Origin of the sequence: Clostridium kluyveri DSM 555 (assembly GCF_000016505.1) — a bacterium.
Lineage (GTDB): Bacteria > Bacillota > Clostridia > Clostridiales > Clostridiaceae > Clostridium_B > Clostridium_B kluyveri.
Genome location: NC_009706.1, coordinates 3590185 through 3615151, shown reverse-complemented (window position 1 = coordinate 3615151; position 24967 = coordinate 3590185). Strand labels below are relative to the sequence as shown.

Annotated in this window: 20 protein-coding genes and 4 pseudogenes; 23 read left to right on the top strand and 1 reads right to left on the bottom strand. The window is 34.3% G+C overall.

The window, feature by feature from the left end; all coding sequences use genetic code 11:
• Nucleotides 1-49: 49 nt before the first annotated feature.
• The 15 genes and pseudogenes from murB (at nucleotide 50) to CKL_RS17285 (ending at nucleotide 19003) form a co-directional block, all read left to right on the top strand.
• Entirely contained in the window at nucleotides 50-964 is a 915-nt protein-coding gene (gene murB / locus CKL_RS17355; protein ID WP_012103888.1) for a UDP-N-acetylmuramate dehydrogenase, read from the top strand.
• A 169-nt stretch (nucleotides 965-1133) separates the two neighbouring features.
• Nucleotides 1134-2015, top strand: coding sequence for an RNase adapter RapZ (rapZ, locus tag CKL_RS17350; RefSeq protein ID WP_012103887.1), 882 nt, complete (start codon nucleotides 1134-1136; stop codon nucleotides 2013-2015).
• Entirely contained in the window at nucleotides 2012-3340 is a 1329-nt protein-coding gene (locus CKL_RS17345; protein WP_012103886.1) for a gluconeogenesis factor YvcK family protein, read from the top strand. Before rapZ ends, CKL_RS17345 begins: the two co-directional genes overlap by 4 nt.
• 13 nt (nucleotides 3341-3353) lie before the next feature.
• Nucleotides 3354-4304 (top strand): DNA-binding protein WhiA, encoded by a 951-nt coding sequence (gene whiA, locus CKL_RS17340; protein ID WP_012103885.1) that lies wholly within the window; start codon nucleotides 3354-3356, stop codon nucleotides 4302-4304.
• Between the two features lie 11 nt (nucleotides 4305-4315).
• Nucleotides 4316-5620 carry a DRTGG domain-containing protein gene (locus CKL_RS17335; protein WP_012103884.1) on the top strand — a complete coding sequence of 435 codons (1305 nt, stop codon included), beginning with the start codon at nucleotides 4316-4318 and terminating at the stop codon, nucleotides 5618-5620.
• A gap of 126 nt (nucleotides 5621-5746) precedes the next feature.
• A complete protein-coding gene (locus CKL_RS17330; RefSeq protein WP_012103882.1) occupies nucleotides 5747-9223 on the top strand; it encodes a DNA polymerase III subunit alpha in 3477 nt (1158 codons plus the stop codon).
• A 202-nt stretch (nucleotides 9224-9425) separates the two neighbouring features.
• The gene (pfkA, locus tag CKL_RS17325) at nucleotides 9426-10382 is read left to right on the top strand and encodes a 6-phosphofructokinase (protein ID WP_012103881.1); all 957 of its coding nucleotides are present in this window, start codon (nucleotides 9426-9428) and stop codon (nucleotides 10380-10382) included.
• A 54-nt stretch (nucleotides 10383-10436) separates the two neighbouring features.
• Nucleotides 10437-12194 (top strand): pyruvate kinase, encoded by a 1758-nt coding sequence (gene pyk, locus CKL_RS17320; protein ID WP_012103880.1) that lies wholly within the window; start codon nucleotides 10437-10439, stop codon nucleotides 12192-12194.
• Between the two features lie 142 nt (nucleotides 12195-12336).
• Nucleotides 12337-13746 carry a 23S rRNA (uracil(1939)-C(5))-methyltransferase RlmD gene (rlmD, locus tag CKL_RS17315; protein WP_012103879.1) on the top strand — a complete coding sequence of 470 codons (1410 nt, stop codon included), beginning with the start codon at nucleotides 12337-12339 and terminating at the stop codon, nucleotides 13744-13746.
• 359 nt (nucleotides 13747-14105) lie between these two features.
• Nucleotides 14106-14342 (top strand): annotated as a pseudogene (locus CKL_RS17310) (transposase); the annotation flags it as partial.
• Between the two features lie 182 nt (nucleotides 14343-14524).
• Complete coding sequence (locus CKL_RS17305; protein ID WP_012103877.1) at nucleotides 14525-14719, top strand: helix-turn-helix domain-containing protein; 195 nt, start codon at nucleotides 14525-14527, stop codon at nucleotides 14717-14719.
• Nucleotides 14716-15414, top strand: a complete 699-nt coding sequence (locus CKL_RS17300; RefSeq protein ID WP_012103876.1) for a response regulator transcription factor — start codon at nucleotides 14716-14718, stop codon at nucleotides 15412-15414. Before CKL_RS17305 ends, CKL_RS17300 begins: the two co-directional genes overlap by 4 nt.
• The gene (locus CKL_RS17295; RefSeq protein ID WP_012103875.1) at nucleotides 15411-16448 is read left to right on the top strand and encodes a sensor histidine kinase; all 1038 of its coding nucleotides are present in this window, start codon (nucleotides 15411-15413) and stop codon (nucleotides 16446-16448) included. Before CKL_RS17300 ends, CKL_RS17295 begins: the two co-directional genes overlap by 4 nt.
• Nucleotides 16449-16520: 72 nt before the next feature.
• The gene (locus tag CKL_RS17290; protein ID WP_012103874.1) at nucleotides 16521-17204 is read left to right on the top strand and encodes an ABC transporter ATP-binding protein; all 684 of its coding nucleotides are present in this window, start codon (nucleotides 16521-16523) and stop codon (nucleotides 17202-17204) included.
• Nucleotides 17201-19003 carry an ABC transporter permease gene (locus CKL_RS17285; RefSeq protein ID WP_012103873.1) on the top strand — a complete coding sequence of 601 codons (1803 nt, stop codon included), beginning with the start codon at nucleotides 17201-17203 and terminating at the stop codon, nucleotides 19001-19003. The genes CKL_RS17290 and CKL_RS17285 overlap by 4 nt, the downstream gene beginning before the upstream one ends.
• A gap of 583 nt (nucleotides 19004-19586) precedes the next feature.
• Here the strand turns inward: CKL_RS17285 and CKL_RS21865 are convergent.
• A pseudogene (locus CKL_RS21865) lies at nucleotides 19587-20053 on the bottom strand (IS3 family transposase); the annotation flags it as partial.
• A 244-nt stretch (nucleotides 20054-20297) separates the two neighbouring features.
• On the opposite strand from CKL_RS21865, the gene CKL_RS21655 reads away from it, so the two are divergent.
• From CKL_RS21655 to CKL_RS17245, 8 genes and pseudogenes are all read left to right on the top strand, one after another.
• The gene (locus CKL_RS21655) at nucleotides 20298-20426 is read left to right on the top strand and encodes a hypothetical protein (protein ID WP_278184430.1); all 129 of its coding nucleotides are present in this window, start codon (nucleotides 20298-20300) and stop codon (nucleotides 20424-20426) included.
• A 366-nt stretch (nucleotides 20427-20792) separates the two neighbouring features.
• Nucleotides 20793-20972: a hypothetical protein gene (locus tag CKL_RS17275; RefSeq protein ID WP_012103871.1), complete on the top strand. Its 180-nt coding sequence runs from the start codon at nucleotides 20793-20795 to the stop codon at nucleotides 20970-20972.
• A 232-nt stretch (nucleotides 20973-21204) separates the two neighbouring features.
• A complete protein-coding gene (locus CKL_RS21035) occupies nucleotides 21205-21378 on the top strand; it encodes a hypothetical protein (protein ID WP_155814045.1) in 174 nt (57 codons plus the stop codon).
• Nucleotides 21379-21453: 75 nt separating this feature from the next.
• Nucleotides 21454-21747: a hypothetical protein gene (locus CKL_RS17270; protein ID WP_012103870.1), complete on the top strand. Its 294-nt coding sequence runs from the start codon at nucleotides 21454-21456 to the stop codon at nucleotides 21745-21747.
• A 27-nt stretch (nucleotides 21748-21774) separates the two neighbouring features.
• A pseudogene (locus CKL_RS20100) lies at nucleotides 21775-22101 on the top strand (DUF4085 family protein); the annotation flags it as partial.
• 413 nt (nucleotides 22102-22514) lie between these two features.
• Nucleotides 22515-22916: pseudogene (locus CKL_RS17260) on the top strand (radical SAM protein); the annotation flags it as partial.
• A gap of 383 nt (nucleotides 22917-23299) precedes the next feature.
• On the top strand, nucleotides 23300-23986 hold the full coding sequence (locus tag CKL_RS17250; RefSeq protein ID WP_012103866.1) for a response regulator transcription factor: 687 nt from the start codon (nucleotides 23300-23302) through the stop codon (nucleotides 23984-23986).
• Nucleotides 23952-24962 (top strand): sensor histidine kinase, encoded by a 1011-nt coding sequence (locus tag CKL_RS17245; protein ID WP_012103865.1) that lies wholly within the window; start codon nucleotides 23952-23954, stop codon nucleotides 24960-24962. Before CKL_RS17250 ends, CKL_RS17245 begins: the two co-directional genes overlap by 35 nt.
• Nucleotides 24963-24967: the final 5 nt, after the last annotated feature.

The window sequence follows — 24967 nt, the reverse complement described above, 5'->3', positions numbered from 1 at the left end:
TTATACTGAGTATAGTACATAATTTTAATTTTCGAGGAGAATATTTACGATGAATAAGTTTGAAGATTTTGCTATAAAGTTAAGAGAGATATTGGATATAGAGGACATAAAAATAGATGAGCCTATGAAAGAACATACTTCATTTAAAGTAGGAGGACCTGTAGATATATTACTTACCCCTAAACATTTCAACCAGGTAGTAGATGTGGTGAAATTATGTAAAAAAGAAAATATACCTTATTATATAATGGGAAATGGCTCTAATTTACTGGTAAAAGATGGTGGTATAAGGGGAGTAATGATCAAGCTCGTAAAGTTAAACAAAATTCAGGTTAAAGGAAATAAAATCATTACAGAAAGTGGTGTATCATTAAAGGATATTTCAACCACAGCATTAGAAAACTGTTTAACAGGATTTGAGTTTGCCTGTGGAATACCAGGAAGTGTGGGTGGTGCAGTTACTATGAACGCAGGCGCCTATAATGGAGAAATTTCAAATGTAATAGAAAGTGCTAAAGTTATATGTAATAGTGGAGAAATTATAGTACTTAATAGAGAAGAAATGGAACTTGGGTATAGAATGAGTTCTATATTAAAAAATGGATATACCATTTTGGAAGTTACATTTAATCTGGAAAAAGGCAATAAAGAAAATATAATGAATCGTATAGAAGACTTAAGCAGAAGAAGAAATGAAAAACAACCTTTGGAGTATGCTTCAGCAGGAAGCACCTTTAAAAGACCCCAGGGACATTTTGCTGCAAAGCTCATAGAAGACAGTGGCTTAAAAGGAGAAAGTGTAGGAGATGCACAGGTATCTGAAAAACACTCAGGTTTTATAATAAACAAAGGAAATGCTACTGCAAAAGATATTTTGACTTTAATATCTATTGTACAGGATAGGGTAAGGCAAAACTTTGATATAGATTTATATACTGAAGTTAGAATTATAGGGGAAGACTAGGTAGAGGTAAGACATTAAAGCTGGAGGATTAGTGTATATTGCACTGGATTCTCCTTTTTAGTTATATTTATTGTAGTAGATTGGTATGTTATAATTAAGAAATAAATACGTACTATAATTGTGAATTTGATATGACTAAATAAAATATTGCTCATGGAGGGATGTAACTGTGAGATTTGTTATAGTAACAGGATTGTCTGGAGCAGGGAAAACTCAAGCTATAAGAAATTTAGAAGATTTAGGATTTTTTTGTGTAGATAATTTACCCCCTACACTAATACCTAAATTTGCAGAGGCCTGTTATCAAACTGATGGAAAAATTGACAAGATAGCTCTTGTTATAGATATAAGGGGAGGACAGTTTTTTGATGATATATTTGAAAGCTTAAATTATCTACAAAAACAAGGATATAAATATGAAATATTATTTTTAGATGCTTCAGATGAAGTACTGATTAAAAGATTTAAGGAATCTAGAAGAAAACACCCTCTGGCACCTGATGGCAGAATCTTAAATGGAATACTTATGGAAAGAAGTAGACTTAGAGAAATAAAAGATAGATCAGATAACATAATAGATACATCTAAACTGGCAACAAGAGAACTCAGAGAAGAGATAACGAGGATATATTCCGAAGAAGGCCAAATGGAGACTCAATTGATAGTTACTGTGCTTTCTTTTGGATTTAAATATGGTATACCTGTTGATTCGGATTTGGTATTTGATGTGAGATTTTTACCTAATCCTTTCTATATTCCTGAACTTAAAAATCATTCCGGCAGAGATAAAATCGTAGTTGACTATATAATGGACTTTAAGGAAACTGTTAAGTTTATAGATAAATTGGAGGATATGCTTGAATTTCTAATACCAAATTATTTGAAGGAAGGTAAAAGACAGCTTATTGTATCTATAGGATGTACAGGGGGGAGACACCGTTCTGTGACTATTGCAAATACGATTTATAACAGATTAAAAGATAATGGCCATAGAGTGAATATAGACCACAGGGATATAGAAGAAGATATTAAAGGTGGTAAAAAGCTATGAAGATTATAGATTGGTTTAGACCTGGCATTAAGGTTAAAAGATGGGTTATGCTGGGGGCTATGGGAGTACTTTTTATAATATTTGGGGTAATTGAGTTTATAAATAGAAGATTCTATAGTTTTTATTATATATCTTTTTATATATTCTTGATGGTATCAGGAATTTTTGTAGTATATATTTCTGTAACTCAGGGAATGAGATCTATAATAGCCCTTATAAATAAGGGATATTTGAGTGTATCTTTAGATTCTAAGAAGTTAGAAAACTTAATATATGAGAAACGTTTATTAGTCAAGGGGCCTAAAATTGTTGCTATAGGGGGAGGCACTGGCCTTTCTACTATGCTTAGAGGTCTTAAGTATTATACTTCAAATATAACAGCTATAGTTACCGTGGCAGATGATGGAGGGGGTTCTGGAGATCTTAGAGAGGATCTTGGAATGCTTCCCCCTGGAGATATAAGAAACTGTATAATGGCCCTTGCAGATACGGAGCCTCTTATGGAAGAACTTTTACAATATAGATTTAAAGATGGAAGGCTGAAGAATCAGAGTTTTGGCAATTTATTTCTAGCAGCTATGGATGGCATATCAGGAAACTTTGAAGAGGCTGTTCATAAAATGAGTTCTGTGCTTGCGGTAACAGGAAGGGTAATGCCAGTTACCTTAGATAATTTGGTCTTAAAGGCAAGATTAAAGAATGGCACTGTAGTATCTGGAGAATCCAATATTCCCTATCAGGCTACTGTTCAAAATACCTGTATAGATAAAATATTCATAGAACCTGAAAATGCTAGGGCTTTAAGGGAAGCAGTGGATGCCATATTAGAAGCAGATGCCATAATATTGGGACCAGGAAGTCTTTATACCAGTGTAATTCCGAATCTTTTGGTAAAAGATATAGCAAATGCAGTAAGAAAAACCCCGGCTATAAGGCTGTATGTTTCAAATATAATGACCCAGCCGGGAGAAACAGATGGATTTTCCGTGGAGGATCATATAAGTACTATTTTTAAGCATGTAGGAAATGATATAATGGATTATGTTATCGTCAATGTGGGAAAAATAGATGTAGAATTAGAAGGGAAATACAAAGAAGAAGAATCCCATTTGGTAAAGATAAATGATGATAAGGTATCTTCTTTAGGCGTAAAAGTTATTGAAGGAGATTTTATAAGTATTAAAAATGGCTTAATAAGGCATAACTCTGAAAAATTAGCATCCATATTAATAGAAACTATTATGGATAAAAAGCTTTTATATGATAGAAAGAAGAGAATAGAATATTTCTATTTGTCAGAGAGGTTAAAAGAAAATAAAAAGTAAGTGGGAGAGAGATATGTCATTTTCATTGAGAGTAAAAAATGAAATTTGTAGATATAAAATTATTAGTGAAAAAGAAGCGGTGGCAGAATTATCTGCAATAATGAAAGTGAGCGGAACCTTGCTTTTAGGAGCAAATAAACAGTTTAATTTTAAAATAATTACTGAAAATGCTGCTACCGCTAGACTTATATTTAGAATATTAAAGGATAAATTTAACATACATACCAAAATACTTGTTAAAAAGAACAATTCCTTTAAGAAAAATAATGTTTATATGATAATGATGACGGAAAATATGGATGTAAAATCATTACTTAAAAAAGTGGGGATTTTAAAAGAAGAAGAGGGAGTTTTCTCTTTAGATTACAGTATACCTAAAAATATCATGGAAAGTGAACAGCTTAAAAGAGCCTATATTAAAGGGGCTTTTTTAGGAGGAGGTAGTATCAGCAACCCGGAAAAAACCTATCATCTTGAATTTGTTACCCATAACAATGAATATGCTAAAGAATTGAGTAGACTTATAAATGGATATGGGTTAAATTCTAAAGTAATACAGAGAAAAAATAGTTTTATAATTTACATTAAAGAGGGAGAACAAATAGTAGATCTATTAAATATAATAGGGGCTCATTCTTCTCTTCTTGAATTGGAGAACATAAGAATAATAAAGGAAATGAGAAATAATGTTAATAGGCTTGTAAATTGTGAAACTGCAAATTTAAGTAAAACTGTAAATGCATCTGTAAGACAATCTGAAAGTATAAAACTTATACAACGAGAAATAGGGTTAAATAGACTTCCTACTAATTTAAAAGAAATTGCACAGTTAAGATTAAAATATCCAGATGAATCCCTAAAGGAGTTAGGTGAAATGCTGACCCCAAAAGTAGGTAAATCAGGGGTAAATCATAGATTGAGAAGAATTGAAAAAATAGCGGAGGAACTAAGAAAAGAAAGGTAGGAACTTGTTGAATGTCAAAACATGAAAAGCTAATGAAATATATACTTTCATTAAAGGCTGGGACTAGAATTTCAGTTAGGAGTGTAGCCAGTGAATTGGGTGTTAGTCATGGGACTGTATATAGAGCCATAAAACATTCTGCTGATCTTGGCATAGTTACTACCATTCCTAGAGTAGGAACCGTAAGGATAGAAAAGGTTGAAAAGAAAAATATAGAAAAATTAACTTATGGGGATGTTATAAATATTATGGATGGAAATTTGCTTGGGGGAAAAGAGGGGATATATAAGATATTACATAACTTTATAATAGGAGCCATGACCATAGACACTATGAAGCAGTATATAGAAAAAGACTGTCTGGTTATAACAGGTAACAGAGAGGACGTTCAAAAACTTGCTCTTTTAAATGGGGCAGGAGTTCTTATAACAGGAGGCTTTAAATGCAGCAGTGAAATAAAGGAATTGGCAAATAGGAAATGTCTTCCAATAATATCTGCAAATTATGATACCTTTACAGTGGCAAGTATGATAAATAGAGCACTTTCAGAAAATTTGATAAAAAAAGAAATAGTTCTTGTGGAAGATATAATGCAAAATGATCCTTGTTATCTTAAGGATACAGATACGGTGCATGTATGGAAAAAAGTCATGGAAAAAGTTAATTATAAAATATATCCTGTGATAGACAACAAAAAAAGAGTAGTAGGAATTGTATCTTCAGAGGATCTGTCAAATTGTAATTCAGATAATGAACCTTTAAGTAAGATAATGAATAAAGATCCTATTGTAGTAAAACCCAAAACTACAGTGGCTTATGCAGCCCATATGATGGATTTAAAAGGACTGGAAGTATTTCCAGTGGTAAATCATAAAAAACTCATAGGAATTATAACTAAAAGAGATATAATAAAAGCACTTCATTATATGGCAAGACAGCCTCAAGTAGGAGAGACATTAGAAGATCTGATATTGAAGAAATTTCAGTGGCAGGTAAGGGATAACAAGTTTTGTTTTATAGGAAAGATAACTCCAGAGATGTTAAATGATATAGGGACAGCTTCATGGAGTTCTTTAAATATGATTTTGTCTACTATGGCCATTGTGACTTTAAGACAGAAAAGTAATGCCAATATGCTGGTAGTGGACAGTATAAGCACATATTTTATAAAACCTGTACAAATAGATAATCAGATTGAAATATATATTGATGTAATAGACCTTGGAATAAATCACTGCAAGGTAGAGGTAAATATGTTTAATAATAAGAATATAGCCGGAAAATCTATTTTGTCTGCAAGGATAATAAGAAAATAATATATTTTATAAAGCTTTGATGTGAGGTAGACTGGCGTGATGGCCGGTTATTTTTTATCTGAAGACTGTAGGGAAAATGTCATAATTCACAAATGATTTTATAAAGAAGGAGGAAGAATGTTTTAAATGGGTGATAAAAAATATAAATGGGTAAGCCTGCACCAGCATACAGAATACTCTCTCTTAGATTCTTCAGCCAAAATTTCAGAACTTATAGCCAGAGCTAAGGAATTAGAGATGGACAGCATTGCTATAACAGATCATGGGAGTATGTATGGTTGTGTGGAGTTCTATAAAGAAGCTAAAGCACAGGGAATTAAACCTATAATAGGGTGTGAAATATATGTATCCCAAAAGTCTATGTATGTAAAACAAAATAATGGGGAAAATGGGAACTATCACTTAGTACTCTTGGTAAAAAATAAAGAAGGATATAAAAATTTGATGAAAATAGTTTCTACAGCTTCTATTGAAGGATTTTATTATAAACCAAGAGTAGACCATGACTATCTAAGGGAACATAGTGAAGGGTTAATAGCATTAAGTGCCTGCATGAGTGGTGAAGTACAGGCGAATATACTGAAAGATAATATAAAGACAGCTAAGGAAATAGCTCTTTTTTACCAAAAGATATTTAAAGAAGGATTTTACCTTGAACTTCAATATCATGGTATAGAAGAACAACTGAAAATAAACCAGGAACTGATATCCATGTCAAAAGAACTTAATATTCCTTTAGTTGCAACAAATGATGTACACTATATAAGAAAAGAGGATTATAGGTCTCATGATGTTTTGCTTTGTATACAGACAGGGAAAACTGTGGACGAAGAACAGAGGATGAGATATCCTTCAGATGAATTTTATTTAAAATCTCCAGAACAAATGTATGAAATGTTTTCTCATGTGCCAGAGGCTCTGGAAAATACAGTTAAAATAGCAGACCAGTGCAGTTTTGACTATGAGTTTCACAATTCAAAACTACCTAAATTTCCTCTTAAAGAAGGTATAGACCCTTATGAGTATATGAAAGAACTGTGTTATAAGGGGCTTAAAAAAAGATATAAGAATATAGATGACAATTTAATAAATAGACTGGAATATGAGTTAGATATAATAAAGAAAATGGGATATGTAGATTATTTTTTAATAGTTTGGGATTTTATAAGTTTTGCCGTGCAAAATGGAATTATGACAGGACCGGGCAGGGGCAGCGGAGCTGGCTCAATAGTTGCATATACCCTTGGAATTACTAAAGTAGATCCCATAAAATATAACCTCATATTTGAACGTTTCTTGAATCCAGAGAGAATATCCATGCCGGATATTGATAGTGACTTTTGTTATGAGAGAAGAGGGGAAGTCATAGATTATGTAGTGGGAAAGTACGGTAAAAACAATGTATCACAAATTGTAACTTTTGGAACCATGGCCGCCAGAGCATGTATAAGAGATGTGGGAAGGGCAATGAATTACCCTTATGGAGAAGTAGATAGAATAGCTAAAATGATTCCTACAATCTTAAATATAACTATAGATAAGGCCCTTGAAATTAATCCTGAACTTAAAGGAGCCTATGAAGAGGAGCTTAGAACTAAAGAGTTAATAGATGTAGCAAGAGCGCTTGAAGGACTTCCAAGACATACGTCTACCCATGCGGCAGGAGTGGTTATAGCTTCAAAACCTTTAGTAAATTATGTACCCCTCCAGAAAAATGAAGGTAATATAGTAACTCAATTCACTATGAATACATTAGAGGAACTTGGTCTCTTAAAAATGGACTTTTTAGGACTTAGAACCTTGACAGTTTTAAGGGATGCTCTAACCATGATTAAAGAAAATAAGGGAAAAAGCATTGATTTAGATAACATAGATTATGATGATAAAGCAGTGTATGATATGATAGGACAGGGAAAAACTGTAGGAGTTTTTCAACTTGAATCTCCGGGAATGACCTCTTTCATGAAAGAATTGAAACCAGATTCTCTGGAGGATATAATAGCCGGAATCAGCCTTTATAGACCGGGACCTATAGCTGAAATACCAAAATATATTAAAAATAAAAATAGTGTTCATGAAATTAATTATGTAACCCCCCAGCTTGAACATATACTATCTGTTACTTATGGGTGCATGGTGTATCAAGAACAGGTAATGCAGATTGTAAGAGATCTGGCAGGTTACTCCATGGGAAGAAGTGATCTGGTAAGGCGTGCAATGTCTAAGAAAAAGCACCATGTTATGGAAGAGGAAAGGCGTAACTTTATATATGGAATAGTAGATGAAAATGGAAAAGTAGAAGTACCTGGATGTATAAGAAACGGCATATCTGAAAAGGCTGCCAATGATATATTTGATTCCATGATAGATTTTGCATCCTATGCATTTAACAAATCACATGCTGCTGCTTATGCTGTAGTGGCATTCCAGACAGCATATCTAATGCATTATTATCCTACAGAATTTACAGCGGCAATGCTAAACAGTGTAAAAGGCGATAGTGAAAAGGTGGCGTATTATATAAGATTTGCAAAAGGCATTGGAATAGAAGTACTACCTCCTAGTATTAATGAAAGTTATGCAAAATTTACAGTAGAAGATGGCAGAATAAGATTTGGATTGTCTGCTGTAAAAAATGTTGGAGAAAATATAATAGACAGTATAGTTAAATCTAGATTAAAACATGGTAAATTTAAAGATTTAGTGGATTTTTGTAGTAATATAGAGATACAATCAATAAATAAAAGAGTGGTGGAAAGCTTAATTAAGGCAGGAGCTTTTGATTGCTTTGGAAAATATCGTTCACAATTGAGTTTAGTATATGAAAAAATAATTGACAGTGTCATAAATTCAAGGAAAAAAAATATAAAAGGACAGATAAGTCTTTTTTCTCAGATAGAAGACAGCAGTATAGAAATACAATACCCTTCTATAAAAGAATTTATGAAAAGAGATATGCTGTCCATGGAAAAGGAAATGACGGGTTTGTATCTTTCAGGTCATCCTTTAGATGAGTATGAGAAAACTTTAAAATTGCAGACAGATACTAAAATATCAGACATAATAACCCGGGAGACATTAGAAGAAAGTTTCATAGAAGAATCAAGAGTAAGAGATGGGGATAAGGTTATAATTGGAGGAATATTATCACAGGTATCTAGAAAGATTACCAAGAATAATGACATGATGGCTTTTGCCAGATTAGAAGATTTATATGGGATCATGGAAATAATAATATTCTCTAAAAATTTTCAGAGATTTAAAAGTCTAATTTATGATGATTCCATGGTTTTAGTAAAGGGCAGAATAAGCATTAGAGAAGAGGAACAGCCTAAATTGATTTGTGAAATTATAGAACCTCTTATGAGAATAGATACGGAAAAACTTTATATATTAATTAAAGAACAGCAGGATATAAGAAATACATTGAAAGAAGTGAAACCTTTACTTATAAATTTTAGTGGAAGTGTTCCGGTGTATTTATGTACGCAAAAGGAGAGAAAAAAATTCAGATTGGATAGAGATCTGTGGGTAAAATCCGATCCAGATCTTATGGGTATATTGAAAAAAAGATTTGGAGATAGCAATGTAAAAATTATATAAGATGAAATTTGTATATTTTATTGTAAAGTAAACAAAATATTAAAGAAAACTTTTTTACTGTATAAGTGTAAATTGAATAGAGCTGATTATTTTATGGTAAAAAATACATAAGTGTGGTATAAATAAAATTAACAGGTTAGATAGAAATTTGCTTTAAGTTGGCGGGGATATTTGGTTCCCTGTAATTATGGGAGGTTTGTGTATGAAAAAAATAGCTGTGTTAACTAGTGGGGGAGATGCACCAGGTATGAATGCTGCCATAAGAGCAGTGGTAAGGACTGCCTTGGATAAGAATTTCAATATACTGGGGATAGAAAGAGGATATAGGGGACTCATGAATGGAGAAGTAGTACCTATGGAAAGAGAAAGTGTGGCAGATATTATACAGCGGGGAGGTACTATATTAAAGACTGCCAGATCGGAAGAGTTTAAAACAGATAAAGGTAAAAAAATAGCTGTAGGTATACTGGAAAAGTTTCAAGTAGACGGATTGATAGTAATAGGTGGAGATGGCTCCTTCAAGGGAGCTCAGGAATTATCCAAATTAGGCATAGCTACCATTGGCATACCTGGAACTATAGATAATGACCTAGCGTATACGGACTTTACCATAGGATTTGATACGGCAACAAATACAGTTTTAGATGCAATTAATAAGTTAAGAGATACTTCTACAGCCCATCAAAGGGTAAGTATTGTAGAAGTTATGGGAAGAAACTGTGGAGATATAGCTCTTTATGCAGGACTTGCCGGTGGGGCTGAAAATATAATTATACCGGAAAAAGGATATGAAGAAGAAGAATTGTGTAAAAATGTATTGGAGGCAAAGCTAAATGGCAAAGTGCATAATTTGATAGTGTTAGCAGAAGGTATAGGAGGGGGTGAGGCTTTAGCGAAAAAGATACAGTATGTTACTGGAATAGAAGCTAGAGCTACAAAATTAGGACATATTCAGCGAGGAGGCAGTCCTACTTGCAGGGATAGAATATTGGCTTCAAGGTTTGGATATAGAGCAGTTGAGCTATTGGAAGAGGGAAAAACTTCACGAGTTATTGGTATTAAAGAGGAAAAGATTATTGATTTAAACATAGATGAGGCCTTAAATACGCCAAGAAAATTTGATGAGAAACTATATGAAATAGCAGAAGCATTAGCATGATGGCATCATGATAGTGACAAAAAATAAATTTTGTATAAGGAGAGTATGGGAATTATGCAAAAAACTAAAATGATTTTTACAATTGGACCCACAAGTGATTCAGAAGAAGTTTTGTCAAAACTTATTGAAGCTGGCATGAATGTAACTAGACATAATTTTTCTCATGGAGACTATCCAAGTCATGAAAAGAGAATAAATACAGTGAAGAAACTCAGAGAAAAGTACAGTAAACCTATAGCAATTATGCTGGATACTAAAGGGCCTGAAATAAGAACGGGAAATTTTGAAAATGATAAAGCTCAGTTAAAAGAGGGAGATAAATTTACTATCTACTGTAGAGATAATATCATAGGGGATAATACTAGATGCTCCATAACCTATGACGGGTTAAGCAGTGACTTGAAAAAAGGAGACAGTATATTAATTGATGATGGATTAGTTGCTTTGGAAGTGGATGATATTGAAAATAATAAAATATACTGCATAGTTAAAAATAATGGAACAATCAGTAATCATAAAGGGGTAAATGTACCAGGAGTTTCTACTTCGCTGCCAGCATTAACAGAAAAGGATAAAGGGGATTTGATATTTGGATGCAAGATTGGCGTAGATATGGTAGCTGCTTCTTTTATAAGAAAAGCTGCTGATATACTTACCATAAGAAAGGTACTGGAGGCAAATGGAGGACAAGATATACAGATATTCTCTAAGATTGAAAATCAAGAAGGGGTTGACAATATAGATGAAATAATAAAGTTTTCTGATGGAATAATGGTGGCAAGAGGAGATATGGGAGTGGAAATTCTCATAGAACAAGTACCTTTAATACAAAAAACTATAATACAAAAGTGTAATAAAGCAGGTAAACCTGTTATAACTGCAACTCAGATGCTTGATTCTATGATAAGGAATCCAAGACCTACCAGGGCTGAAGCATCAGATATAGCCAATGCCATATTTGATGGAACAGATGCCATAATGTTAAGTGGTGAAACTGCCAATGGAAAATATCCTGTAGAAGCAGCACGGACTATGTCAAGAATAGCCCAGGCAGCAGAAGAAAAAATCGACTACGATTCCTTATTAAAAAAAAGAAGGGAAGTTCATATACAAAATGTACCAAATGCCATAAGTCTTGCTACCTGCAGCACTGCTTCAGAATTAAAAGCTTCTGCTATAATAACTGCTACACAGAGTGGACACACAGCTAGAATGGTTTCAAAGTATAGACCACAATGTCATATTATAGCTGTAACTCCAAGTGGTAAAGTGGCAAGAAGGCTTGCATTAAATTGGGGGGTATTTCCCATACTTACTAAAAGGGTGGATTCTACGGATGAATTAATAGAAGATTCAGTTAAGATAGCATTAAAAAGTGGCTATGTTAAAAAAGGAGATCTGGTAATTATAGCAGCAGGCATACCGGTTAGTTATTCTGGCACTACTAATATGTTAAAGGTTCATATAGTTGGAGATATATTAGTTCAGGGGAGAGGGGCAGGAGTTAGACCCGGTTATGGAAATGCAAAAATAGTTTATAATCCTAAGGATGCCCGGGAGATAATAGAAGATGGGGATATTTTAGTAGTTAAAGATCTAGATATAGAATATATGGATGTATTGGATAGAGTTTCAGGAATTGTAGCGGAAAATGGAGGATTAACATCCCATCTTGCTATTGAATGCCTTACAAGGGAAATACCTATTATCTGTGGAGCTGGAGGAGCCACTGAAATATTGAAAACAGGTACATTTATAACTATGGATATTATAAGAGGAATAGTGTATAATGGCAGAGCCAATATAATGTAAAAGAATGTTCATTAAAAATTTACATAAATTTATTGTATATTACAGAAATATATGGTTAAAATTATATGATGGGAAATTAAGAGACAACTGATTCCATATTTAAGCACCTTTACAGGTGCAATTTTTTTTAGTAGGTGAATTTATGGCAAATAAAATAGATAAGAATAAAGAATATGTTTTAAATATAGATGGAATGGGGTATCAAGGAGAGGGAGTAGGAAAAATAGAGGGCTTTACAATTTTTGTACCGGGAGCCATCCAAGGGGAAAAAGTCAGAGTAAAAGCTGTAAAAGTAAATAAAAATTTTGCTTTTGCCAAATTAATGGAAGTAATTGAAGCTTCTAAGTACAGGATAACTCCTACCTGCAGCATATATAAAAGATGCGGCGGGTGTCAGCTTCAGCACTTGTCCTATGATGGACAACTATCCTTTAAAGAAAACAGAGTTAAGGATTGTTTGGAGAGAATAGGTAAGCTTCAAGTGATTTCAGGAGAACAAAGTATTCATCAACATGGTTCTGTGACAAAGTTATATCATACCATAGGTATGGAAAATCCTTATAGGTACAGAAATAAGGTACAATTGCCGGTAGGCAGCTCAAAGAATGGCATAAATATAGGATTTTATGCAAAGAAAAGTCATGAGATAATCAATATGACCAGTTGTTTTATCCAAAGCGAAACTTCCGACAAAATAGTTAAACTAATTAGACAGTGGATTGAAAAATATAATATTGAGCCCTATAATGAAAAAAATGGTAAGGGAATTATAAGACATATAATGATAAGAGAAGCTTTTACTACAGCTGAAATTATGGTGGTAATAGTAACAGCTGTGTCTCATTTACCTTATAAGAAAGAATTTATAGAAATAATAACTAGAAATGTACCTGTCATAAAAAGCATAGTACAAAATATAAACAGGGATAGAACTAATGTAATAATGGGAAAAGAGTGTATAATTCTTTGGGGACGAGACACCATAAATGATTATATTGGAAAATTTAAATTTAGCATATCCCCATTGTCATTTTTTCAAGTAAATCCTGTGCAGACAGAGGTACTTTACAACAAGGTATTGGAGTATGCTGGTTTAACCGGAAATGAAGTTATATTTGACGCATATTGTGGAACTGGAACTATATCTCTATTTTTGTCACAGAAAGCTAAAAAAGTTTATGGAGTAGAAATAATTCCCCAGGCCATAGAAAATGCCAATATGAATGCCGCGGAGAATGGTATAGATAATGTGGAATTTATAACCGGAAAATCAGAAAAGGTAATACCAGAACTTATAAAAAAGGGAGTAAGAGCAGATGTGGTAGTGGTAGATCCTCCTAGGAAAGGATGTGAGGAAGCACTTCTTCACTCAATTGCGGATATGAGGCCAAGGACAATAGTGTATGTATCCTGTGATCCTGCAACTCTTGCAAGAGATTTAGCTATTTTAAGAGATTTTGGGTATAGGGTTGAAAAGGTACAGCCTGTGGATATGTTTCCGCAAACGAGTCATGTGGAGACAATAGTTTCGCTACAAAGAGAGAACTTGTAGAAATCCTTGAATTTAGGCACTTTGCGAAGCATATCGTGTTTACTAGCGAGGGCGAAATGTGCAGGAATAAATACATCAAAGACCATGTTACCGTAAAAGTAGTAATAGATGTAGGGTGTGGGAACACAAGAAATTAATATTGTATGATTAAAGGGTATTGTGGAAGCAGTACCCTTTTTTCTATTTAGACATTCAGAGATGAGCGTCTATTTTTTGTATGAGAAAAGGGGCTGTCGCACTAAAAAATTTAATGGGGCAGCTTTTTAGTAAAAAATAAATCTTCCACTCGAAAGAGTGAAAGATTCAAAGTGTCAACACTCATTTATTTTTATTGTAAAATAATAAATGGTGATGAAAAAATGTTAGCAAAACGAGGAAAAGAGATAAGGACACAAGTTGAATTAAACAGCCTTGAAGATCTAGTACCTAAAGATCATTTGCTGAGGAAAATAGATAAAGCCATAAATTTTGATTATATATATGATGAAGTAGCAGAACTATATTCTAATTTTGGAAGACCCAGTATTGATCCTGTGGTTCTGATAAAGATAGTACTCATCCAGTATATCTTCAGAATACCTTCCATGAGACAGACTAGTTCTTTTTCGCCCGTTCATGCTTTGCGCTCCTTTCCGTTAGAGGGGTTGGGACACTTCCCAACAAGCATTTTGCAGGGCAAAATACGGAAGTGAGTACCCGCTTCCTATGTTTGCTTATTGATATTATTCGGCAGGCCGTATATAATTAATAGATAAAAATGGCGAAAGGACGGCAGCGTATGGATTATATATCTGCCCCGGAAGTAGCTAAAATGTGGGGTATTTCAGAACGACGAGTACAAAAACTCTGTGAGGAAAATAGAATACCAGGCGTTACCCATTTCAGCCGTATGTGGCTGATACCAAAGGACGCGGAAAAGCCCGTTGATGGACGACATACCCGCAGAAAAATAAAGGACGGTGAAAATAAATGAAACGTATTTTCTTTGTTGAAGATGATTTCAGTTTAATTAGTGGTTTATCTTTTGCTATGAAAAAGCAAGGATATGAAATAGACGTTGCCCGTACAAGTCTTGAAGCAGAATCACTATGGACAAATGGGAAATATGATTTGGTGATTCTGGACGTGTCGCTTCCCGATGGTTCCGGCTATGATTTATGCAAAAAAATTCGTAAAACATCAAAGGTACCAATTATGTTTCTTACTGCTGCTGATGAAGAAACGAATATCATAATGGGGCTTGATATTGGCGGCGACGATTACATAACAAAGCCGTTCAAACTGGCAGTGTTTATGTCGAGAATAAATGCTTTGCTTCGTAGAAGTGACAATTTTAATCAAGCAGATACCGAATTAAATTCTAATGACATAAAAGTACAATTGTTAAAAGGAGAAGTTTATAAAAATGGAGAACAACTTGACTTAACAGCAAGTGAGTATAAATTGTTATGCCTGTTTATGGAAAATCCTGATATTGTTCTTTCGTCAGAACAGATTTTAAGCAAACTATGGGATTGTAACGAAAACTATATAGATAACAATACTCTTACCGTATATATACGCAGATTGCGTACAAAAATCGAGGACGATCCGGGCAAACCTCAAAAAATAGTGACGGTTCGGCGTATGGGGTATAAATGGAATACTGATAATTGGGGTGTACGATGAAAATACTGGTAAACAGGAAAATCAAAGAATTTTTTCGTTTGGTATTGCTGCTTATAGTAGCATTTACCTTGATTTCTGCTGCTTTCATAGGTTTGAAATTTGAAAATGTAGCATTGTGTATATTGGTATGTTCCTTGTGCATGAGTATTTCTATATTGGCAATAGGTTATAGGTATTTCAAGGAACAAAATATAATCATGGAAAATGCGGTAACGCAAATCAAAGAATATATTTCTGGAAATCAAAATGCACGTATTGAATGTGATGATGAAGGCGAGCTATACAGACTATTTCATGAAGTAAATTCCTTAGTTTCTATTTTGAATGCCCACGCTGAAAATGAAGGGAAAGCAAAAAAATTTTTAAAAGATACCATTTCCGATATTTCCCACCAGTTAAAAACTCCGCTTGCTGCCCTTAATATCTATAATGGCATTATGCAAGAAGAAGCAAAGAGTTTACCTACAATCAAGGAGTTTACTGTTCTTTCAGAGCAGGAGCTTGACAGAATAGAAACACTGGTGCAAAACCTCTTGAAAATTACAAAACTTGATGCCGGAACAGTCATGATTGAGAAAGCTGTAGAAAATGTATCTGAAATGATGAGTAGTATAGAAAGGCACTTTCTATTTCGTGCCAAGCAGGAGGAAAAGGAAATATATCTGTCTGGCGATGATGACGTTACTTTATTATGTGACCGTAATTGGCTGATTGAAGCAATCAGTAATATTGTTAAAAACGCTTTTGACCATACGCAAAAAGGAAATACTATTCATATTGAATGGAAACAATTTGCGTCTGTTATTCAAGTCATAATAAAAGACAACGGAGGCGGTATTCACCCAGAGGATTTACACCATATTTTCAAAAGATTTTATCGCAGTCGTTTTTCTAAAGACACGCAAGGTATCGGACTTGGGTTACCGCTTGCGAAAGCTATTGTTGAAGCACACAGTGGAACAATCGAGGTTGATAGCGAATTGGGAATTGGCACTATTTTTACAATCAATTTTTTAATTCCTACAAAATTGTAGGGCAAGTGTCATATAACAGTAAGATTGACATGATAATCTTTCAATATCAAGGCAGAAAGAGGTGGATAACCTATGAATTTATTGGAAGTTAAATCAATTTCTAAAACCTATGGCAGCGGTGAAGCTGCCGTACATGCATTAAAAGATATCAGCTTTTCCGTTCCGAAAGGTGAATTTGTCACAATAGTTGGAGAATCCGGCTCCGGCAAGAGTACACTTCTGAATATGGTAGGTGCGCTTGATACGCCTACTTCCGGCAAGGTATTTATCGATGGTAAAGATATTTTTTCCATGAAGGATAGCAGCTTGACAATTTTTCGGCGCAGAAATATTGGATTTATTTTTCAGAGTTTTAATCTGATTCCAGAATTGAATGTTGAGCAAAACATCATATTTCCCGTACTGCTTGATTATCAAAAGCCCGATAAAAAGTATCTTGAGGAACTACTTACGGTGCTTAATTTGAAAGAACGCCGCCATCATTTACCCAGTCAATTATCAGGTGGACAGCAACAGCGTGTAGCAATAGGACGTGCACTAATTACGCAACCGTCGCTTATCCTTGCCGACGAGCCGACGGGTAATCTGGACACGCAAAACAGCAGTGAAGTGATTACTTTGCTAAAAGAAGCTGCAAGAAAGTATCAGCAGACCATTGTTATGATTACCCATAGCCGAAGTATCGCACAGACCGCAGACCGGATACTGCAAGTGTCCGATGGCATACTGACCGATTTAGGGAGGTGCCGCGAATGAAAAGCTATCTTAGCCTAATTCCGATTTCTGCAAAAGTACACAGACGGCAGAACTACATGACGCTTCTGTGTATTATATTTGCCGTATTTTTGGTAACTGCTGTTTTTAGTATGGCAGATATGGGTGTTAGAATGGAGGCAACAAGATTACTGAATAAGCATGGCAGTCAGGCACTACAAGAACTTGGTAGAAGTGTAGCGGCGCAAACTCTATACTCTACAGCGGCTGTACTGTTTGTGCTTATACTGATTGCAGGGGTACTGATGATTTCAAGCAGTATAAATAGTAATGTTGCCCAAAGGACAAAGTTTTTCGGAATGATGCGTTGCATTGGAATGAGCAGACAACAGATTATCCGTTTTGTCAAACTGGAAGCCCTCAATTGGTGCAAAACTGCGGTTCCAATAGGTGTGATACTTGGGATTGTAGTCACATGGGGATTATGTGCTGCGTTACGGTTTCTTGTCGGTGGAGAGTTCTCCGATATAACCCTTTGGGGAGTCAGTCCAACCGGCATTATCAGCGGAATAATTGTGGGAGTTGTTACAGTACTCATTGCCGCTAGGTCTCCGGCAAAACGAGCTGCAAAGGTATCGCCTATAACAGCAGTATCGGGCAATTCGGAAAACACAAAAAATACAACCCATGCGTTAAATACACGTTTTTTAAAAATTGAAACTGCCCTCGGTATTCATCATGCAGTATCGGGAAAGAAAAACTTAATACTTATGACAAGCTCATTTGCTCTTAGCATTATCCTGTTTTTGAGCTTTTCAGTCTTAATAGAGTTTATCGGCTACCTTATACCCCAATCGTCGAATACTTCTGACATCAATATTTCGAGTAATGACAGTTCAAATTCGATAGACAGTGTACTGCTTGATAAAATAAGTGGTATGTCAGGCGTAAAACATGTTTTTGGCCGAAGAAGCCGTTTTGATGTTCCGGCAGAAGTAAATTCTCAAACAAACACGATTGATATAATTTCCTATGGTGATTATGATTTGGACTGTCTTACAAAAGATAAGCAACTTAGAAAAGGCAGCGATATTTCAAAAGTGTATGGGGACAGTAATTACGTACTTACAATCTGGGATAAGGACAGTCCTTTAGAGATGGGCGATAAAATACAAGTAGACAATAAGGAACTGGAAATAGCAGGGCTGTTAAAATGTGACCCTTTTAGCGATGATGGCACTCCAAGTGGGAAAATAATACTCATTACTTCTGGGGAAACTTTTACTCGCCTTACCGGAGTAACTGACTATTCACTTATTCTAATACAGACAACAAAAGACGCGACGGACGGAAATGTTGAAGCCATCCGTAATGTAGTAGGCGAAAAGTACAAGTTTAGCGACCGACGCGACCAACGGACTACAAGCACATATATGGCTTTTATGTTGTTTGTATATGGATTTTTAGCAATTATCACCTTGGTTACTGTATTAAATATTATGAACAGTATTTCCATGAGTGTATCCGCAAGAATAAAGCAATATGGAGCCATGCGTGCGGTCGGTATGGACGAACATCAGATTACCAAAATGATAGCCGCCGAAGCGTTTACCTATTCTATATCCGGTTGTATTGTCGGAGTTGTAGTTGGTCTGTTTATTAGCAAGTTCCTATACGACAATCTTATTACTGCTCATTTTAGCTACGCTACTTGGAGTATTCCTATTATGCCTATAATTATTGTGCTTTTGGTTGTTGCGATTACGGCCAGCGCTGCGGTTTATGCTCCGTCAAAACGGATTAGGAATATGGCAGTAACTGATGTAATCAATGAACTGTAAGGGTGCTATTTATGAGAACAGAAAAAAAGATTAAACCAGACTGAATACTCTACTATCTGCCGGACGACGGCAAAAGAAAAAAAGCCGTCGTACAGCAGACATATCTTCATGAGCCAAAGAAACGGTGGCTTTGATTTTCAGAGCCGACGTTTCTTTACGTTTACAAAAATCTATGACAACTTACACGGACACAGCGGTATCAAGGAGGTGAATACCATGAATGAACCTGTTCGTACCCAGTGGCAATTCCGCGCAGCACCGTACAGTACAGACGGACAAGCTCTTTTGAGCTATTAAAACGCTATTTGGAGGAACGCGCCTATGATTGAAACGATTGGTAACACCCAAAACGACGCACGCGACTGCTTACGGTCAAAGCTCATGCGGGCTGTCCTTTCATTCAAGGTTTGAGTTAAGCAAGCTGTGCTCCTGGAGTGTTCTGAATAAAATAGACACATGAAATGTACGACTTTCTTTCGCTTTCTTAATATTTTAAGATTAAATATTTCTATGTCTTATATTGTAATTGATTCAGATATTAGTAAGTTATAGCAGATAGTCGCCCTACCCAATATACGACTGATTAAGCGGCTAATTTTAATTTAAGGTAATAATCCTTTTTATATTCTTTTGGTGAATTATATCCCAAGGTTGAATGTAACCTCTTTACATTATAGAATAGCTCTATATATTTAACAATAACCATTCTAGCTTAATCTCTGGTTTTAAATCTTCGTCCATATAGCTTATCTTTTTTAACGATGCAAAAAACGTCTCAGCACAAACATTGTCATAACAACAGCCTTTGGCACTCATACTTTGGAGAAAGCCTTTTTCTCTTAATAAATTCTGATAGTCATACGAGAAGTATACTGTACACCTCTATCTGAATGAAAGATTAGCCCATCCTCCGGATTTTCTTTATCTACAGCAGCATTAAATGCATCTATAACGAGTTTTCTAGTCATAGTGGAATCCATCATCCACTTCCTTATTAAACAAATCCACGACAGTGGCTATATAAAGCCATCCTTCATCAGTACCTATATATTGAGCTGATACTTAATACGGGAACAAACTCAGGAGTAAGGAAAGGCATATATTGTTCAGGAAGGCTTCTATATAGCCAAATATTAAATACCTCATGGCAGATGGAAATGATATTAGACATTGGGACACAGTGTCTTTAAGTTATGTTAAAGTTTCATAACTTCCACTGACCGCAGATAGATTTCAAAGCTATGGTGATGACAATTACCATAAAGAAAGGACAGGACTTATAGCCTCCTCACCAGTGTTAAAAATATGGTCACTACTAGCTGAAATACCAGCATCTGTAGTGACTCAAACAATTAAGACAATGCCTGTAATTGTGAAAATGAAAGAAGATATTTTATTTACCGAAATATATAGATATAGTTAATGCAGTAATAAGCTTAGATAATGCAGGTAGTGGAATTGTAGTTTTCATAGTAAGTACAGATGTTTTAAGATTAAAGGAGATAAGGGTCAATTATAATACTGTGTAGAAGAGGAATTAGTTTAAAAATTTTTCGAGTGATTTAAATTCCCTCAAATTTCATGATATACTAGAATTAGCTATGAGTGAATTGTAGAAATAGTATTCCTATTTTTCGCTTCCCAAAATGGAAATTAGCTTATCTAAAGGCTTTACAGCTTGTCCGTTTAACTTTCATCTTGCCAGTATAGACTTTATGTGGGTCTGTGAGCTGGAAGCGAAAAGTAGGATTATTATAACAATATTTAATATCAGAAAAGAGGGAGTTATATGGAGATTGACTATGTAACTATTGTTGTTACAATTATTAATTTTATTGTATTATTTTCAATTATAATAGTCGTATATAAATCAATGCGAGGATTTAAAAATTTTATTAATAAAAATAAAGAAATGAATGAAAAGATAGATGTTATTTTAGACAAGTTAGAAAATAAAGAAGATAATTGATGCTAATAATTTGAGTATGTAAGTGTTTTTATTATAGACAATTCGTAAACTTTAAATATTGATACCATATGTGTCGTTTATCATATTTACATTTAGAAATATAACTTGAAAGCATATCAATTAAGAGTTAACATACCACAAACATAAGAATTGGAGGTATGGATATGCTGGAAGAATTTCAAGAGTTTACTGATTTTTTATTGATAAAAGGCTTAGTAATATTTCACTTGGTTTGGATAAGAAAGATGATAACTATCAGAAATTAGAAATGGCATTGCTGGAGAGACAGGATAAATTTATAAATAAGGCTGATGAAGAATTACAGGGGTTAGTTGTAGAATATGGAGATATTATAAATACACAGATGGCGATTATATACAGGGAAATGTTTATTTATATCTTATAATATTGTATAAAAAGGTGTCAGTATAATTATTTTTAACGGCTTCATAAAGTTAGATATATGAGAGGGGATAAGCAGATGAAGTTTTTTACGGTTGATAAAATTAGAATGTTAGGAATTAGTGGATACCTTTCTTATCATGAAGATGAACAAAGTTTAAATAGAGCTAAAGAAAATTTTAAATCTATAGGTAAGGATTATGATGCAGTAGAAAAATTAAATTTTATACACTATAAACCACTAATGCTAGAATATTTACCAGATTCACTAAAAAGTGCTGCCAATGATGAAAGTATAATACCATCCAAAATATCTTCTCGTAATCTTTTAAGTGAAATAGATAAGTGGAAATTAAGTGTAAAAAATACCTAGGAAGAAACATTCCGTCAATATGAAGAACATTATAAATTTATAGAAAAATTTTTACTTAAAAATGTTATTGAATTAAATAAGCAATACAATTTTCATGATACAAAGTTATTAGCGGCTAAAAATTTTGTGGTTAATATATTAGAAATTGACCTCCAGTGTAGTGAAGGCTTTATGGACGAAGGATTATATACATTGATATTTAATGGTGTAAAGTTAATAGAGATGTCTGATGATTTTATAGGTAGTTGGTGGATTTATAGTGAGATACATCTATCTGATGCAGAGGATTCTTCTACATTTAATGAAATGAAAATTACAGCAGATGGTGTATTAGTTAAGAGTAAGAAATATTAGTTTAATTATATGGCAAACTCTATTGAAGAATTTATTAGAGTCATTAAATACGTGTAACTTGGAATAAGTGTGTGATAATATGCTTACAGTTTTATTATTTATAATTAATTTTATAATTATATTTATTCTAATAAAGCTAATAGTAAATAAATATAGTAAGTATAAAATTAATAAATTTACTATTCGTAATGATAGTTTATCCAGAAAAAGGCAAACTATATCCAATAACATAGTTATTGGTTTAAATATTATTTATTTTTGGCTGCTTATTTAAAATTAGATTCATTAATTATGGCGATAACAATGCCTATAATTGCTATCGTAGATATCATAGCTGTAATAATTTTAGGTGTTTTTGCAAGGTTACAAAGTGCCTTTAAAAAATAGATTACTTTAACAATAATATATGACTAAAAACCCATATCATAGAGACAAAGGTTGATTTTATCAATTGTGCAGAATTACATTTAAATGAGAATAACATAGACAATTATTATGGAGAAAACATGTATATTTCCAGACATGGCTACATATCTCCAATTTGGAGTAGGGAATTAACTCTGAAATTCATTAAAATAGCCGATGAAGAAAAGTGGGATTTAGTAGTTCATGATTGCTCAAACCATACAAAATTTGCCAGAGATTTAAATTTGAGCAGCAAGGAGGGTAAGTGGTTCGGAGCCAGTAATTACGCCTGCGAGTTTTCACGGATTCCATACGAAGTGTTTTTACCAATACTACGTGATGATAATTTCAAATTTTTAAGTGAAGAAGAATTGCCTGACGGTTATAAGCCAGGAGAGATGATTTCTTAGAGGGTCCTGTCATTTTGTTTTCCCTTAAAAAAGTTAGAAACACTCTTATGAGAGGTCAGACACCAAATGTTGTTATCAAAATAGAAGCACTAATTCAGATAAAAGATTACTATGCACCTTAATATTCTGATTTATTTGCATATCTCAAGTTTTTCAAATATAATACACATAGAATTTTAGCGAGGTGATAATATTTATGGAATATTTGACTGTAAAAGAAGCGAGAGAAAAGTGGACCATTACTGGTGGGATAGTAACATATTGTTGTGCGGCCAGACGAATAAAGGGCACCATTAAAAAAGGCAACCGATTGTTCCGGTTGATGCGGAAAAGCCTGTTGATGGACGTTACAAAAAGAATAAGACAAAGGACGGCGACGGCATATGAGTACTATCCTACTGATTGAGGATAACGAAAGTTTACAAAAATATATTCGGGAATACCTGAACGCTTATGGTTTTGAAGTACATGTACTAAATGACTACGATACGCTTTATAAAACAATTAGCGCAGTATCACCCAAGCTCATTCTCTTAGATGTTACATTACCTAAGTTTGATGGATTCTACTACCTAAAACTGATTAGGAAACAATATTCAATCCCTGTCATAATTATTTCTGCTCGAAGTGAGGACAGCGACCAAATACGAGGCATTGAAAACGGAGCAGACGACTATATTACAAAACCTTTTTCCATTGGTGTATTGCTTGCCAAAATAAACGCTATGTTGCGCAGGAAGGCAGAGTACCAAAAAGGCGGTGTTTCTATCGGCACGCTCTGCTTGAACGAAGATACTATGCGTATATCGTATAAGGAGGTAGGGACGGAGCTTTCAAAAAATGAATATCGTGTTCTTCGACTTTTGATGAAAAATGCAGGGCAAATCGTGAGCCGTGAACAGCTTTTGGAAGAGCTTTGGGATGATGTGAGCTTTGTTGATGATAATACCTTAACTGTAAATATTACCCGCGTGAAAAAGAAGCTCATGGAGCTTGGCCTTCAAAATTGTATCAGCACGAAAAGAGGTGTTGGCTATGTATTTGATCCGACTTCTGTGCAAAACAATTGATAGTGAAAGGAAAGCTATTGTTTTCTATCTGGCCAACACTGCTATAATGCTTTTGATTTTTAATCTAACTTTCACTCAAACTGTTATAGCCTATCCCACTTTGATTAGCCTGACGATTTTAATTGTTTATCTGATTGTTAAAGCTGTGAGTATGCACGGCTTTTTAACCAGCTTGGACAGTGCAAAGCACAGCAAAGGCTACAAATCCAATCCCGAAACTTGTAAAGAGACCTACGTTTTTGAGATTATAGAGGAAATACATAAGAATTACAATGGAAAAATCACCACCATGAATGATAAGTTGGCAGGGCGCAATTCCATGTTTTCTAGTTTTATCCATAATATGAAATCCTCTTTGGCCGTTATTGAACTTGCTTGTGCCAATCCATCTTCAGACGCACTTGGCGATATTTCACTGGAAAATGAAAAGCTGAAAAGAAATTTGGAGCAAGCTCTGAACATTCTGCGGCTTGATGAGTTTTCAAATGATTATGTGCCGGAGCGTGTTGATCTTCACGGATTGGTTAATATGGTTATCAATGAAAAGAAGCGTGACTTTATATATGCAGGCGTGTTTCCTAAACTTTATGGTGAAGCTACCTATGTCTATACTGATAAAAAGTGGTGTGCTTATATATTAGAACAAATCATTTCAAATGCAATTAAATACAGTACTTCAGGTAAAAATATTTATATGGAAATAAATCCAGGTGAAAAACACACTGTACTTACAATACGTGATGAGGGCATAGGTATCGAAGCTGAAGATGTTCCAAGAGTTTTCGATTTGTTCTTTACGGGCAAAAACGGGCGAAACCATAAAGCTGCCACAGGAATAGGTCTTTTTATGGTTAAACATATTGCAAAGCAACTTGATATTCAGGTAACTCTGACATCCGCCGTAGGTGAAGGAACAAGTGTTAGACTATCTTTTCTTTCAAAATTGCAAGGTTATTGTAAGCTAAGTCGATTTTAACCATG